Origin of the sequence: Bradyrhizobium pachyrhizi, assembly GCF_001189245.1 — a bacterium.
Classification (GTDB): Bacteria; Pseudomonadota; Alphaproteobacteria; order Rhizobiales; family Xanthobacteraceae; genus Bradyrhizobium; species Bradyrhizobium pachyrhizi.
In genome coordinates this window covers 1-15170 of sequence record NZ_LFIQ01000024.1, presented here as the reverse complement: position 1 = coordinate 15170, position 15170 = coordinate 1, and the positions used below count along the sequence as shown (strand labels likewise).

Here is a 15170-nt window from a genome sequence, read left to right as displayed (position 1 = left end):
CGTCGTCCCGGGCAAGCGAAGCGCGACCCGTTTCGCCGGGACAGGGGGAGCGCGTAAGTTTCGTCGTCCCGGCGAAGGCCGGGACCCATAACCACCGCGCTCGGTTGGTTAAAGACGCTGCGGCCCCAGCCTGTTCTAACAATCACGCCCTGTGGTTATGGGTCCCGGCCTGCGCCGGGACGACAGTGGTGTTGCGGGCCGGCAGGTTGCCTTCACCGCCAGTGCAGCAACCGCGTCTCGAGCAAATTGATCAGCTTCCCCACCGCAAGCCCGAACAGCGACAGGATCACGACGCCGGCGAGCAGCTGATCGGTCTGCATCAGATTGCCGGCCTGCAGCACGAAGGCGCCGATGCCGTATTGCGCGCCGATCATCTCGGCGCTGACGACGAGCAGCAGTGCGACCGACGCGGTGATGCGGAAGCCGGCGAGGATCGAGGGCAGCGCGCCCGGCCAGATCACGCGGCGCACGATGGCGTGGAACGGCACGTTGAAGCTCTGCGCCATCCAGATCAGGTTGCGCGGTACCGCATCGACGCCGCTATAGACCGAGATCGCGGTCGAGAAGAACACGCCAAGCGCAATGGTCGCGATCTTCGGCTCCTCGCCGATCCCGAGCCACAGAATGAGCAACGGCAGCAGCGCGATCTTCGGAATCGGAAACAGCGCCGAGATGAATGTGATGCCGACGCCGCGCGCCATGGTCGACAGCCCGATCGCGAAGCCGACGACGACGCCGGCGGCCGTGCCGATGAGCCAGCCGGTGCCGATCCGCATGATGGACCACGACAAGTGCTGCCACAGCGCGCCCGACATCGCGAGCTTGTAGATCGCGACAGCGATCGCAGACGGCGCCGGCAGGAACAGCGGGTTCACCCACCCTGCGCTGCCGGCGAGCTGCCAGACCGCGATCACAAGCGCGAGCGCGATCCAGCCGGCATGGCGGCTGCCGCCGGGGATAAAGCCGGCGCCGCGAAACGCGACCGGGCGCGTCGCCTCCGCCGATTGGTCTTTCGCTTCCCGCGGCGCGCGGTCAAGCATGCTGGACCTCGCGCTCGGCATCGATCGCCTCCTTCCGGATCAGCGACCACAGCTCACCCTGTAGCGCGGCCATCGGCCCGCGCGCATCCGTCGTGCCGCGCTCGGCGCGCGTCATCGGGATGGTCACGATTTCCCGGATCCGGCCGGGGCGGCGCGACAGCACCACGACGCGATCGGCGAGCCGCACCGCCTCCTCGAGATTATGCGTGACATAGACCGCGCCCATCGATCCGTCGGCGAGCAAGCGCACGAAATCCTCCATCAGGAGCTCGCGGGTCTGCGAATCCAGCGCCGACAGCGGCTCGTCCATCAGCAGGATCGCGGGTCGAACCGCGAGCGCCCGCGCAATGCCGACACGCTGGCGCATGCCGCCGGACAGCTGCTTGGGATAGGCCGCGCGAAAATCCGACAGCCCGGTGCGGCGCAGCGCATCGTCGATCACAGCCCGGCGCTCGCCGGCACTCAAGCCCGTATGCAACAACGGAAACGCGACATTCTCCTCGACCGTATTCCACGGCAGCAACGCAAAGTCCTGGAACACGAAGGTCAGCGGATTGAGGCTATCAGCCGCCGCTGCGCCGCGCAGCTCGGCCGCGCCTGCAGCCGGCCGCAGCAGGCCGCCGAGGATCGACAGCAGCGTGCTCTTGCCGCAGCCGGACGGACCGACGATCGCGACAATCTCGCCGGCGCGGACCGTGAAGGAGACATCGTCGAGCACGTCGAGTGCGCCGAAGCGATGGCTGATATGGTCGGCGATCAGGTCCATGGTGCGTCACTCGCAATGGAGCTCGTCATTGCGAGGAGCGAAGCGACGAAGCAATCCATCCATCCGCATATGTGGCGCGATGGATTGCTTCGCTTCGCTCGCAATGACGGTTCGTTACGGCTCGACATCAATCCGCCTTCACATAGTCCTTGGCAATGATCGCATTGGCATCGAAACCCTTGTCGACAAAGCCCTGCCCCTGCAGCCATTTGATCTGGTTGTCGAGGTTCTTCACGTCGAGCTTGCCGTCGGGATCGATATAGGCGCAATTGCCGACCACCTGCGCGACCGGCAGGTTGGTGTATTTGGCGATGATCTCGAGCAGCGGTTTGGTTTTGTCGTTGATCGGCGCCACGCCGTCCTTGATCGCAGTCAGGATCACGTCGTGATATTCGTGGTCGGCACGGGTGAGCGCGGTGAGCAGCCTGGTCACCAGCGGTGCGTTGGTCAGCGCCTTCGGCGACGCGAAGATGGCCCCCAGTTGCCACGGCGTCTCGTCGCCGACCCAGCCAAGCAATTTCGCGCCGTTGGAATCCATCAGCGTCCGCGCGGTCGAGACCGGCAGCAGCGCGGCGTCGACGGTTTCGCCCTTCAGCGCCGCGGCCGCGTTCGACAGCGACTGCAGCGGCACCACCTTCACCTCGGACAGCTTGAAGCCGTATTTATCGGCCAGCAGGCCGAGCGAATAGTGAAAGCTGGAGCCGACCTGGGTCACCGCGACGCGCTTGCCGGCGAGATCCTTCGGGGTCTTGAGACCGGCGGCGTAGGCGTTGTTGCTGGCGAAATAGCCGATCAGGGGATAGCCGGCCTTCTCGCGGCTCATGCCGCCGATCACCTTCAGCGTGCCCTTGCCGGCGAGATTATAGAGCCCCGCGGTGACGGCGGTGATGCCGAAGTCGACATCGCCCGACGCGGTCGCAACCGCGATCGGCTGCGCCGCGTCGAAGAATTTGAGCTCGACGTCGAGACCGGCGTCGCGGAAATAGCCCTTGTCCTGCGCGATGAACACCGGCGCCGAGGACGATAGCCGCAGCACGCCGATCTTCGCCTTCAGGAGATCGTCGGCCCGCGCGAGACCGCTCGCGGCCCACACCAGGAGACCCGCGAGTGCGAGCCGCGCCCAACCCTTCATTGCCGTCCTCCGCTTACAATCCTGCAGGCACGGCCTGATCGCGGCCGATGAAAGCGCCCTGTATGCTGAGCTGTTGTTGCAACTTTTCGACGGAAATGTCGCGCGGAATCGTATTGCCCGACAGCGCGAGCGCGGCTGCGGTTCCCGCCGCCTCGCCCATCACAAAGCAGGCGCCGGAGACGCGCGCCGCCGATTGCCCCTCATGGGTCATCGAGGCGCAACGACCGGCGACCAGGAGATTGTCGACGCCCTCCGGTACCAGCATGCGGTACGGCAGCTCGTTATAGCCGCGGCTCTCCGGGATCGGCGGAAACTCGAAGATCACATCGCCCGGCACATGGGATTCCTTCGGCCAGCCATTGACGCCGATCGAATCCTCGAACGAGGCGCAGCCCAGCACGTCCTCGCCTGACAGCATGTAGCCGCCGATCACACGCCGCGTCTCGCGGATGCCGAGCTGCGGCGGCAGATCGACGATGTAGGAATGCTCGAAGCCCGGCACCGTGCGCAGGAACTTGAACGCCTCGACCGCCTGGCGGCGGCCCTCGATCTCGCCGCGCGTCATGTCATCAGGATCAATACCGGAAATGGCGCCGCCATCGCTCCGCGTCACCTGCGTGAAATTCACTCGCCATTCGATCTGCGATTTCTGCGGCCGCACGATCGCCGACTTGCGCGGGAATGAGTGGGTGCCGGCCGCCTCGGCCTCAGCCATCAGCGCCGGGATGGTGCGCCACGCATCGCCGGCCTTCGCCGGATCGATGCCGTTGAGGCGGAACATCATCGAGGGGTAGAGCATGCCGCCCGCATTATCGCCGACCTCATGGGGCGCGCCGGCCCACACCGCGAGATCGCCGTCACCGGAGCAATCGATGAAGATGCTGGCGCGCACCGCCTGCCGGCCGGCCTTGGTTTCCACCATCAGCGCACGGATATGCGCGCCATCCATGACGACGCCGGCGCCGAGCGCGTGGAACAGGATGTCGACCTTGTGATGCGCGAGCAGATCGTCGGCTGCGATCTTGTAGGCCGCGGTGTCGTAGGCCTGCGCAAGGATCTTGCCGAGGATCAGATGCGGCGCGTTCAGCCCGCCGAGCCGGTCGATCCGCGCCAAGAGGTCGGAGGCGATACCCTGCACCACGCGGTGCATCTCGCCGAAGATGTTGGCGTGCAGTCCGCAGAAGTTGGTCACGCCGGCTGCGGTGCCCATGCCGCCGAGAAATCCGTAACGCTCGATCAGGAGCGTCCGCCGTCCGGCACGTGCCGCGCCGACCGCTGCCGCGATGCCGGCCGGTCCGCCGCCAAGCACCACCACGTCATATTCGCCATAGACCGGGACCTGCCGCGCAGGCTCTTCGATCGTGCTCGCTCGCATCATTTCCGCCCTGAACAAAGTTGATTGGGCCAACTATGAATTGATGCATATTGCAGTACAATCCACTAAATTATGTAATCAGCTTTCGCGAATCGAGAAAGGCTCGAGCAAGGCAGATGGATACGCTGGTCAATCTCGAAGCCTTCCTCGCCACCGCCGATGCCGGCGGCTTCTCTGCCGCTGCGCGCAAGCTCAATGTCGCGACTTCCGTCGTCGCCAAGCGCGTCACCCAGCTCGAGGAGCGGATCGGCACCGCGCTGTTCCACCGCTCGACCCGCCAGTTGCGGCTGACCGAGGCCGGGCAGCAATATGTGCATCGCGCCCGCGGCGTGGTTGCCGATGTCGGCGATCTCTTGTCGCGGATGGGCGAGAAGCAGCGCGATCTGTCCGATCATCTGCGCGTCAAGGCGCCGACCTCGCTGACGGTGGCGCGGCTCGCCGACGCCTTCACGATTTTCCAGAAGCAGAACGGAAGCGTGAAGCTCGAGATCGTGATGATCGATCGTCCGGTCGATCCGGTGACCGAAGGTTTCGACCTCGCGATCGGCGCCTTCCCGCATTCCTTTGGCGGTGTGGTCGACGAGCCTTTGTGCCGGCTGCCGCGCCTCGTGTGCGCCTCACCGGCCTATCTGAAGACGCACGGCATACCGAAGCATCCGCGCGACCTGGTCGATCATCGCTGCCTCAGCTTCCTGCCGACCGGACCGGAATGGCCGTTCGAGGGACCGCGCGGCCGCATCAATATCCAGGTCCGCGCGATTCTCTCTTCGAACGAAGGCCGCGTGCTGACGCAAAGCGCGATCGCCGGCAACGGCGTTGCGCTGCTCTCGCATTATCTGGTCGCGGACGCGCTGCGCGACGGCGCGTTGCAACCGGTACTCACCGACTTTCCGATCCCGGAATTGTGGGTCAAGGCCGCCGTTCCCGAGCGCCGCATCGATGCCGCCGCGGTGCAGGCGCTGCTGAAGACATTGAAAAAATCGCTGTCGCAGCCGCTGTGATGCGACGCCGGCCTTGCCGTTGGCATGCCGACCTGAGACAAGGACGCGAAAGGATCGCCCGCTTGAAACTCCCGATCTCAGTGTCGTTTGGTCTCATCATCGTTGCGACGCCCGCGGCGGCGATCGAGACCTGCCGCTTCATTGAGGCCAAGGCGGAGCGCGAGGCCTGCTACCATCGGCAAGAGCAGGAACTTGCGGCGAAGCGCAAGCCCGAGCCGCCGGTGACGCGGTCGAGCGAATCGAAGACCTTCGATCAGCTGCAGCTGATGCGCCGTGACGACGAAGAGGTCTATCGCAGCATGCGCGGCATCTGCCGCGGCTGCTGAGCCTACGCGCCGCCACCCCACCGGCCGGCGCGCTTCTCGGCGAAGGATGCAAGCCCTTCGGCAGCTTCCGCGGTCTGCCGCTTGGCCGAATGCAGATGAACGAGGCGTTTGTAAGCGTCATCGTCCACGCCCATGCCGCCGAACGAGCTTTCCATCGCGAGCTTCTTTGTCTCGGCCATCGCATCCGGCGCATTGCCGAGCAGCTGCTCGACGACCTTGGCGGCGACGCTGTCGAGCTCGGCTGATGGCACCACCTCATGGACGAGGCCGATGCGGCGGGCATCCTCGGCGCCGAACCGTTCGCCGGTCAGCGCGTAGCGGCGCACCTGGCGGACGCCGATCGCGTCGCAGAGCTGCGGGATGATGATCGCCGCGGTCAGACCCCAGCGCACCTCGGTGATCGAGAACAGCGCATTGTCGGCCGCGATCACGATATCGCAGGCCGAGATCACGCCGGTGCCGCCGCCAAAGCAGCCGCCCTGCACCAGCGCGACGGTCGGGACCGGCAACGTGTTGAGACGCTGCACCGCCTCGAAGGTGGCGCGCGACGCCACCTCGTTCTCCTCCGACGATTTCGGCCGCACGCCGTTGATCCATTTCAGGTCGGCGCCGGCCTGGAAATGCTTGCCGTTGCCCTTCAACACGACGACGCGCACCGGTTTGGTCGAGAGATCGTCGATCGCGGCCAGCACGCCCGCGATCAGCGCGCCGTCATAGGCATTGTTGACCTCGGGACGATTCAGCGTGACGGTCGCGACCCCGCGTGCATCGAGGCTCCACAGGACTGGGCTGGCCGACATGACGTTGCTCCCTCGTTCGGCATTGCTGTTATCTTGTACGAGCCTTGCACTATGGCGAGAGCAGGCGCCTTGATCCATCACTTTCGGGCGCGCACGACCGCACCACGCGCATGACGGGTTGCGCGATGCCCCGCGCTTGTGGAAACTGACGGGGCACGTTGCGGAGAATTGTTCCACTCATGCGTATTTGCATTTTCGGCGCGGGCGCCGTCGGCAGCCACTTCGCGGTCCGGCTCGCGCGCGCCGGCCACGATGTGGCCTGCGTGATGCGCGGGCCGCATCTCGACGCGGTGAAGACCAGCGGACTGACGCTGAAGGTCGGCGATAGCAGCATCACCGCCAAGGTGAAGGCCTCAGCCGATCCTGCCGATCTGGGACCGCAAGACATCGTCATCAGCACGCTGAAGGCGACCGGCATCGGCGCGCTCGCAACCGGGCTGCCGCCGCTGCTTCAGCGCGACACGTCAATCGTGTTCGCGCAGAACGGCATTCCCTGGTGGTACGATCTCGGCCTGCCGCCGCAGCATCCTCAGATTCCCGATCTCGGCTTCCTCGATCCCGGCGGGCATTTGCGCAGCACCGTCCCGAAGGAGCGGATCATCGGCGGCGTGATCTTTTCCTCCAACGAGGTGGTCGCGCCCGGCATCGTCGCGAACCTGTCGCCGGACCGCAACCGCCTCTTGATCGGTGAATGCGACGATCGGCAGAGCGAGCGCATCGCCACCCTGCGTGCGGCGCTCAACGACGCCGCGATCGAATCGCCCGAGGTCAAGCAGATCCGCGAGACGATCTGGTCGAAGCTCTTGACCAACATGTCGATGTCGGTGCTCTGCCTGCTGACCGGGCTGACCGCGCGCGGCGTCCGCGACGATCCTGACATGCAGGACGTGATCCCGCGCCTGCTCGACGAGGCCAACGCGGTGGCGACACACTACATTCCAGAGGTCAAGCGCGTCACCCGCAGCGGGCCGGCGCCGGACCACAAGCCGTCGATCCTGCAGGATTACGAACTCGGGCGCGCCATGGAGATCGATGTGCTGGTGCGCGCACCGGCGGCATTCGCCCGCGCGGCCGCCATTTCGACCCCGATGCTCGACCTGATGGCCGCGCTCGCGATCCAGAAGGCGCGTGACAAGCGCCTGTATCAGGGCTGACAATCCGGCCCACCACATAACAAGCAGGGACATCGAACCATGCAAGTCAAGGACAAGGTCTGCGTCGTCACCGGCGGCGCGAGCGGGATCGGCGAAGCAGTGGCGCGGGCCTATGCGGACGCCGGTGCTCGCGGCGTCGTGGTCGCCGATCTCAAGACCTCGCGCGATCGGCTCGCGAGCGTCGCCGGCGATATCGACGGCCTCGCCGTCACCGCCGATGTCGGGCTCGAGGAGGACATCAAGGCGCTGATCGCCGCGGCCGAGGACAAATATGGCCCGGTCGACGTGTTCTTCTCCAATGCCGGGCTCTCGCGCAAGGGACAGGAGGCCGCCTCCGATGCCGACTGGGACGTGAGCTGGCGCGTGCATGTGATGAGCCACGTGTTCGCGGCGCGCGCGCTGGTGCCCGGCATGCTCGCGCGCGGCTCCGGCTATCTCATCAACACCGCATCCGCCGCGGGGCTATTGGCCTCGCTGAACTCGATGCCTTACGGCGTGACCAAGAACGCCGCGGTCGCGCTCGCCGAGCATCTCGCCATCCAGTATGGCGATCGCGGCATCCGTGTCTCCGTGCTCTGTCCGCAATCGGTGCAGACGGGCATGACGACGCCGGGCCCGAGTGCCGCGCGCGTCGACGGCGTGCTGCAGCCGGGCGAGGTCGCGCGCATGGTGATCGAGGCGATGGCCGAGGAGCGCTTCCTGATTCTCTCGCATCCGCAGGTGCAGGAATACATGCAGCGCAAGGTCACCAATCGCGAGCGCTGGCTGTCCGGCATGCGCCGCCTGCGCGACCGGATCTATGGCGGGGCGGCGTCAGGCTGACCGCGGCGCAAATTTCTCCAGCAGGCCGGAATAGGCCTTGGCCGCGGGCGACGCGTAAGCACCGCGACGCGACGTCGTGAGCTTGAGGCCGGCAAGCGCTTCCGCCTGCTTCACCGCAGCGGCCACGCCGTCGACCACAGGCACGCCGAATTGCACCGACAGCTCATGGGCAAGGTCGGCCATGCCGGCGCAGCCGAGCACGATTGCGTCGGCGCCCTTGTCGAGCGCTCGCGCGATCTCGGCCTCCAGCTTGGCCTTGGCGCCCGAGCCCGGCTTCTCGAAATCGAGCACCGCGACGTCGCAGGCGGTGACCACGGCGCGGTCGGCAAAGCCGTAGCGGCGCACCAGTTCCTCGAGCGGCACGATCGAACGCGGCAGCGTGGTGACGATGCCGATGCGCTTGGCGATCTGCCCGGCGGTGACCAGCGCCGCCTCGCAGATCCCGACCACCGGATAGCGCGCCGCCGACCGCGCGACATCCAACCCGGTGTCGTCGAAACATGCGACGATGCCGGCATCGGCATCGGGCGTCTTCAGCAGCGCCTCGATCAGCCCGGGAACGGCGAAGGCCTCGTCATAGAAGCCTTCGATCGAGGCCGGTCCCATCGCAGATGTGACGGCGACGATCTCGGTGCCCGGCGCGGCCACCGCTTGCGCCGCGGCCGCGATGGTCGCGGTCATCGACGCGGTGGTGTTGGGATTGACGATCAGGATCCTGGTCATGTGCCGAGATTAGTAGCCCGGATGGAGCGGAGCGCAATCCGGGACGGTGTCACAGGGCGGCAAAGCCGGCCTGCTTACGCATGCTTCGCCACCCAGGCCGCGAAGGCGTCGAGCACCTCGGCCATCACCTCGCGGTCGCTGCGGCCGGATCGCTTGAGGACATGGAAGGAGTGGTCGGCCTCCTGCACCAGATGCAGCGTCGCGCAATGACTCAACCCCTTCACCGCGGGCTCGAGCAGGTCGAGCTCGGCCAGCGCATCGCGCGTGCCCTGCAGGAACAGCATCGGGACCTCGACCTCGGCGAGATGCTTGGCCCGCTCGCTCGACGGCTTGCCGGCGGGATGCAGCGGAAAGCCGAGAAACACCAACCCGCGCACGCCGGCGAGCGGCGCCTTGGCCTGTGCCTGCGAGGTCATGCGTCCGCCGAACGACTTGCCGCCGGCGAACAGCGGCAGTTCGCCGCAATGACGCGCGGCCTCCGCCACCGCGGCACGCACCGTTGCCTGCGCGACGGCGGGCGGATCGGGCCGCTTGCTGCCCTTCTCCATGTAGGGAAACTGATAGCGCAATGTCGCGATGCCGCGCTCCGCCAGGCCCTCCGCAATCGCGGCCATCGAGGGATGCGTCATGCCGGCGCCGGCGCCATGGGCAAACACATAGGCGCTACGAGCCTGCGCCGGCCGCAGCAGCAGCGCGGACACCGTGCCGTGGTTCGAGACCGTGATCGTGAGCGGCTGCGCGCCTGACGTGTTCAAGATGACATCTCGAAGAATTGTTGCGCCGTCGTTTCTAGCCGCTGGCCTCGATGCGCGCAAATGCCGCCGCGGAGGGAACGCCGCAAGTGAACTGGCTCACAGCCAATCAACATTTCCGTTGTTAGACCAAGCGCCGCCACTGTAGGATGGCGCACACAGCATCACACGCTTAACGCGAACTCGTTTTTCGGCGAATTTTAACATCTCATCCATATCACGCGCGAGTACCGCGAACTGGGGGAACGGGGCATGCCTCGCAAGACGATATTCGTCATCGGACTGTTGATTGTCGCCGGCGTCCTCTATTTCAAGGACGATATCGAGACGGTGGCGAGCGGCTTCCGCGTCAAGGTCGTCGACTACCAGCCGCCGGCAAAGACGGTGTGGCTGGATCAGAATGTCAGCGCGGAGCGGCTGCGCTGGTTCTATCACGCCGACCAGGGCACACGGACCTTCGGCATTCCCCATGAATGGTTCGTGGCGCTGGAGCAGCCGACGGTCTGGCCGCTGTTCACCGCGGCGCCGCGACTCAGCGAGACCAATTATCTCGGCCGCTTCGGCTTTATTCCCGACACGGTGATTCCGGGCAAACCCGATGCGCTGCCGATCGGCTTCGCGCAGGGCGGCCCGATGGCCGATGCCAACGGCGCGCCGTGGCGCAATCCGCACAGCAAGGCGGACATGACCGGCGTCGGCCTGACCTGCGCCGCCTGCCACACCGGCAGCTTCAGCTATCGCGGCACCGAGATCGTGATCGACGGCGGGCCGGCCAACACCAATCTGTTCGAATTCCAGAAGAGCGTCGGCGTCTCGCTGCTGCTGACGCGGTTCTGGCCGGGGCGCTTCTCGCGCTTTGCCGACGAGATCCTCGGCAAGGACGCCAGCCTCGACGAGCGCATGGCGCTGCGCGGGCAGCTCGACCTCGTGCTGAAGCAATACGCCAACATCAATTCGCTGGAGAACAAGGTCGCCGCCAACAGCGTCGAGGAAGGCTATGCGCGGCTCGACGCGCTGAACCGGATCGGCAATCAGGTGTTCTCGATCGATCTGAACAACCCGAACAACTACGCCTCGCATTCGGCGCCGGTGCATTTCCCGCGGATCTGGAACGCGCCATGGTTCAGCTGGGTGCAATATGACGGCTCGATCATGCAGCCGATGGTGCGCAACGCCGGCGAGGCGCTCGGCGTCAGCGCCGAGCTCAACCTGCTCGACGAGTCCAAGGGACTTTACAAATCGAGCGCGCGGATCGACGTGCTGCACGAGATGGAGCGGATGATCGCCGGCGAGCCGCCCAGCGAGGACAAGGGTTTTGGCGGACTGGCGTCGCCGAAATGGCCGGAGAACATCCTGCCGCCGATCAACATGGATCTCGCGAAGAAGGGCGGCGAGCTCTACAAGACGCATTGCCAGGGCTGCCACGGCCCGGCGATCGACAGCAAGGCGCTGCCCGCGAGCGAAGCCTTTGCGCTGTTCAAGGACAAGAAGCGCTGGACCAGGAACGAGGCCGGCCAGCCGCTGCTCGACGTCGAGATGATTCCGATCAGCCATATCGGCACCGACAGCGCGCAGGCCGAGGGCCTCGCGCACCGCACCGTCGAGACCCCGGCCAATCTCAACATCAAGGACGGCAGTTTCGGTCCGGCGCTCGGCGATCTCGTCGAGAAGACCGTCGACTATTGGTACGACCAGAACAAGACCCCGCCGGAAGATCGCAAGCGCATCAACGGCTACCGGCCGAACGAGATCCAGGCGCCGCTCGCCTACAAGGTCCGGCCGCTCAACGGCATCTGGGCGACCCCGCCCTATCTGCACAACGGCTCGGTCCCGACCATCTACGCACTGCTGTCGCCGGTGAAGGATCGTCCCGCAACCTTCTATCTCGGCAGCCGGGAGTATGATCCCAAGGATCTCGGCTATGCCTGGAAGGACAAGATCAAGAACGCCTTCATGCTCGACACCACCAAGCGCGGCAACGGCAATTCCGGCCACGAATTCTCCAACGAGAAGCGCACCGGCGTGATCGGGCCCGAGCTGAAGGAAGACGAACGCCGCGCCCTGATCGAGTTCATCAAGACGCTGTAGGCCCCGAAGGGACTGCGCCCCCTCTCCCGCGCGCGGGGAGGGCAATCGCATATGGCCGTTTGAGGCAATCGGAGTTCCCACAAACTCGTCATGCCCGGGCTTGTCCCGGGCATCCACGTCTTCGTCTCCACGCAAAGAAAAGACGTAGATGGCCGGGACAAGCCCGGCCATGACGGCGCGGAAGAATCGGTTCATTCCAAATGCGATTGCCCTGCCGCTTGCGGGGAGAGGTCGGATCGCATCGCAAGATGCGATCCGGGCGAGGGGGTACAGGTCTCGCAACTCGCACCGCCTGGCCGAGAGAGCCCCTCACCCCACCCCCTAAGAGCGAGCTTCGCTCGTCTCGACCCGCAAGCGGGAGAGGTGAACTGAGTTTGCGGACAGAATACTGCACATCCTCCGTGTCGGCTGATGTCCTCGCCAACAGCGGCTGTCCTTCAACTCTTCGGCACCGGCTGCCGGCGCGCCGGGCGGGTCATGGCCTCGAGCTCGAGCAGCTGGTTGAGCTGCGCCTCGGTCAGCAGCTTTTCCTCCAGCACGATGTCGGCGACCGAGCGGTTCTCCTTGAGCGCACGGCGCGCCACGCGCGATGAGGCCTCATAGCCGAGCGACGGCGCCAGCGCCGTGATCAGGCCGATCGAGCCCTGCACCAGGCTGCGGCAACGCTCGCGATCGGCCTCGATGCCGTCGACGCAACGCTTGGTCAGCGTATCGACCGCCGCCGTCAGCATGCGCAGCGAGCTCAAGACGCAATAGCCGATGGTCGGCTCGAACGCGTTGAGCTGCAACTGGCCACCTTCGGCGCACATCGTGACCGTGAGGTCGTGCCCGATCACCAGGAATGCCACCTGGTTGACCACTTCTGGAATGACAGGATTGACCTTGCCGGGCATGATCGACGAGCCGGCCTGCACCGCCGGCAGGCGGATTTCGCCGATGCCGGTGCGCGGCCCGGACGACAGCAGCCGCAGGTCGTTGCAGATCTTGGACAGCTTGACCGCGACGCGCTTGAGCACGCCGGAAAACAGCACGAAGGCGCCGAGATCGGACGTCGCCTCGATCAGGTTGGAGGCAAGCACCATCGGCTGGCCGGACAGCCGCGACAATTCCTCGACCGCGAGCGCCGCATAGCGCGGATCGGCATTGATGCCGGTGCCGATCGCGGTGGCGCCGAGATTGACCTCGCGGAACAGCGCGGAAATCTCGTTCAGGCGCGCGACGTCCTCCTTCACGGTCACGTGGAAGGCGTCGAATTCCTGGCCGAGCGTCATCGGCACCGCATCCTGAAGCTGGGTCCGCCCCATCTTCAACACGTCGGCGAACTCCACCGCCTTGCCCTTGAGGGAGTAGGCGAGATCGTCCAGCGCGCGCACCAGCGGCTGGGTGGCGAAGATCACCGCGAGCCGCAGCGCGGTCGGATAAGCATCGTTGGTCGACTGCGCCATGTTGACGTCGTCGTTCGGATGCAGCGCGTGATAGTCGCCCGGTTTGCGCCCCATCAGCCGCAGCGCGACGTTGGCGATCACCTCATTGGCGTTCATGTTGGTCGACGTGCCGGCGCCGCCCTGGATCGCGTCGACGACGAAGGATTCGGCATAGACCTTTTCGGTCGCAATCCGGGTGCAGGCGGCCTCGATCGCATCCGCCTTCTCCGGTGCGAGATAGCCGAGCCGCTTGTTGGCGCGCGCGGCGGCCTGCTTCACCAGCGCCAGCGCGCGGACGAATTCCGGGAAGTGCCCGACCGGCACGCCGGTGATCGGAAAGTTCATCACCGCGCGCTTGGTATGAATGCCCCACAGCGCATTGGCCGGCACATCGTCCTCGCCGAGCAGATCGTGCTCGGTGCGGGACTGCGCCTGCTCGATCGGCACGGTGCGGACGGTCGCGACCGCGAGCTGGCTGGGGCCGCCGCTCTCGCCGGAGGGGGACGCGGCAGCTGCAGCGTTGGCGGTCTCAACCTTCGATTCGGCCATGGTAGCTCCGTTACCTCACGCAGATCGTGTCGTCAGCGACGCCGGCCATGATGCGCCCCGCGGGCGTCGAAAGCCAATGCCTATCGGCAGAGTCTTGCACACCGGCGAGCGGAGGGACGCGGAAAAGCAGTATTGGCGCGCGCCGAACCGGGAGATTAAGGGCTTTGCCTTATCCGTCATGATAACAACAACTTATAGCTCGATATCGCGGCTCGCTTCGCGATTGATGCGGCTGCTTTCTCCGCCCCGTCGTCGCGTGCTAGACGAGCATCGACTGGCGCAAGGGCGCCGCCGACACTGAACGAACCAAGGACCAAAGCCGTGTCCAACAACAACGAAGCGATCACCATCAAATTCCGCTGCCCGGCGGAGCTCGAGGGCAAGATTCCGCCGCCGATGCCTGCGTCGTTGGGGCTTCCCGGATGGCTCAAGGCGATGCCGACGCAGGCCTTCAATACGATGAGCAATCGCGAAGAGGATACCGTCAAGCGTTGCCCGCCATTCGTCGATGCGATGACATCGGGTTTCCTGTTGCCGCTGATCTGCGATCTCAAGGTCGAGAATGGCGCGATCACTTGGGACAACGACCTTCCGGCCGGCGGCGCGCTCGAATTCCCGCGCTCGCCGGTCGGCTTCCACGACGAAAGCCAGGTGGTCGGCTCGCCGCTGTTCGAGCCCGACCGCTTCGTCATCAAGTTCGTCAATCTGTGGACCATCGAGGCGCCGCCGGGCTACTCGCTGTTCTTCACGCATCCGGTCAACCGGTTCGACCTGCCGTTCACCACGCTGACCGGCATGGTCGATTGCGATCTGTTTCACGACAGCTGGGTTCATTTCCCGGCACGCTGGCACGACACCAGTTTCAACGGCGTGTTGCCAAAGGGCACGCCGGTTGCGCAGTGCTTCCCGGTGAAGCGCGAAAACTGGGTCGCGCAGACCGCGGCGATGACGCCGGATGAAACATCGCGCGCCCAGGAACTGACCAACAGGATGGCCCGCGAGTCCGGACTCTATCGGCGGCAATTCCGGACGTAGGCGGGCGCGCGAAGCTCAGCTGCGGCCTCCTCCGTCATTGCGAACTACCCGATGGGGGGCTCCGCAACCACCGCCGTCGCCCTGGCGAAAGCCAGGACCCATAGCCACCGTCTTCGATGATGAACGGGATCGCGGACCGGTGTCGCTCAACAGTTGAGATTTGGGGTAATGGGTCCCCTGAGT

14 protein-coding genes are annotated in these 15170 nt (G+C 65.6%); 6 read left to right on the top strand and 8 right to left on the bottom strand.

Translation table 11 applies throughout. The annotated features are described in order from the left end of the window. Positions 1 to 212 precede the first annotated feature (212 nt). The 4 genes from AKL29_RS00910 to AKL29_RS00895 all read right to left on the bottom strand — a co-directional run bounded on the left by AKL29_RS00910 (position 213) and on the right by AKL29_RS00895 (position 4313). Positions 213 to 1040 carry an ABC transporter permease gene (locus tag AKL29_RS00910; RefSeq protein WP_050382390.1) on the bottom strand — a complete coding sequence of 276 codons (828 nt, stop codon included), beginning with the start codon at positions 1038 to 1040 and terminating at the stop codon, positions 213 to 215. After that, positions 1033 to 1806 (bottom strand): ABC transporter ATP-binding protein, encoded by a 774-nt coding sequence (locus AKL29_RS00905; protein WP_050382388.1) that lies wholly within the window; start codon positions 1804 to 1806, stop codon positions 1033 to 1035. Before AKL29_RS00905 ends, AKL29_RS00910 begins: the two co-directional genes overlap by 8 nt. A gap of 127 nt (positions 1807 to 1933) precedes the next feature. Next, positions 1934 to 2938, bottom strand: a complete 1005-nt coding sequence (locus AKL29_RS00900) for an ABC transporter substrate-binding protein (RefSeq protein WP_050382387.1) — start codon at positions 2936 to 2938, stop codon at positions 1934 to 1936. Positions 2939 to 2951: 13 nt separating this feature from the next. Next, on the bottom strand, positions 2952 to 4313 hold the full coding sequence (locus tag AKL29_RS00895) for an FAD-dependent oxidoreductase (RefSeq protein WP_050382694.1): 1362 nt from the start codon (positions 4311 to 4313) through the stop codon (positions 2952 to 2954). 116 nt (positions 4314 to 4429) lie between these two features. On the opposite strand from AKL29_RS00895, the gene AKL29_RS00890 reads away from it, so the two are divergent. After that, positions 4430 to 5314, top strand: a complete 885-nt coding sequence (locus tag AKL29_RS00890; protein ID WP_050382385.1) for a LysR family transcriptional regulator — start codon at positions 4430 to 4432, stop codon at positions 5312 to 5314. A gap of 62 nt (positions 5315 to 5376) precedes the next feature. Continuing rightward, the gene (locus AKL29_RS00885) at positions 5377 to 5640 is read left to right on the top strand and encodes a hypothetical protein (protein ID WP_038377750.1); all 264 of its coding nucleotides are present in this window, start codon (positions 5377 to 5379) and stop codon (positions 5638 to 5640) included. A 2-nt stretch (positions 5641 to 5642) separates the two neighbouring features. Here AKL29_RS00885 and AKL29_RS00880 read toward each other — a convergent pair whose 3' ends face one another. Further along, entirely contained in the window at positions 5643 to 6440 is a 798-nt protein-coding gene (locus tag AKL29_RS00880; RefSeq protein ID WP_050382384.1) for an enoyl-CoA hydratase-related protein, read from the bottom strand. A gap of 179 nt (positions 6441 to 6619) precedes the next feature. Between AKL29_RS00880 and AKL29_RS00875 the strand changes: the two genes are divergently transcribed. Together AKL29_RS00875 and AKL29_RS00870 are read left to right on the top strand one after the other, a co-directional pair. Then, positions 6620 to 7594, top strand: a complete 975-nt coding sequence (locus AKL29_RS00875; RefSeq protein WP_050382382.1) for a 2-dehydropantoate 2-reductase — start codon at positions 6620 to 6622, stop codon at positions 7592 to 7594. 39 nt (positions 7595 to 7633) lie between these two features. Then, positions 7634 to 8416 carry an SDR family oxidoreductase gene (locus AKL29_RS00870; protein ID WP_028336246.1) on the top strand — a complete coding sequence of 261 codons (783 nt, stop codon included), beginning with the start codon at positions 7634 to 7636 and terminating at the stop codon, positions 8414 to 8416. Here the strand turns inward: AKL29_RS00870 and AKL29_RS00865 are convergent. Next, positions 8408 to 9139, bottom strand: coding sequence for an aspartate/glutamate racemase family protein (locus AKL29_RS00865; RefSeq protein ID WP_050382380.1), 732 nt, complete (start codon positions 9137 to 9139; stop codon positions 8408 to 8410). The two genes, AKL29_RS00870 and AKL29_RS00865, sit on opposite strands and share 9 nt — an antisense overlap. Before the next feature lie 74 nt (positions 9140 to 9213). Further along, positions 9214 to 9894: an alpha/beta hydrolase family protein gene (locus AKL29_RS00860; protein ID WP_050382379.1), complete on the bottom strand. Its 681-nt coding sequence runs from the start codon at positions 9892 to 9894 to the stop codon at positions 9214 to 9216. A 249-nt stretch (positions 9895 to 10143) separates the two neighbouring features. Here AKL29_RS00860 and AKL29_RS00855 point away from each other — a divergent pair, with 249 nt between their 5' ends. Next, positions 10144 to 11979 (top strand): c-type cytochrome, encoded by a 1836-nt coding sequence (locus AKL29_RS00855; protein ID WP_050382378.1) that lies wholly within the window; start codon positions 10144 to 10146, stop codon positions 11977 to 11979. A 437-nt stretch (positions 11980 to 12416) separates the two neighbouring features. On the opposite strand, the gene AKL29_RS00850 is transcribed toward AKL29_RS00855, so the two are convergent. Beyond that, positions 12417 to 13952 (bottom strand): aspartate ammonia-lyase, encoded by a 1536-nt coding sequence (locus AKL29_RS00850; protein ID WP_080667182.1) that lies wholly within the window; start codon positions 13950 to 13952, stop codon positions 12417 to 12419. A gap of 321 nt (positions 13953 to 14273) precedes the next feature. Here AKL29_RS00850 and AKL29_RS00845 point away from each other — a divergent pair, with 321 nt between their 5' ends. Beyond that, positions 14274 to 14987: a hypothetical protein gene (locus AKL29_RS00845; RefSeq protein ID WP_028336241.1), complete on the top strand. Its 714-nt coding sequence runs from the start codon at positions 14274 to 14276 to the stop codon at positions 14985 to 14987. Positions 14988 to 15170: the final 183 nt, after the last annotated feature.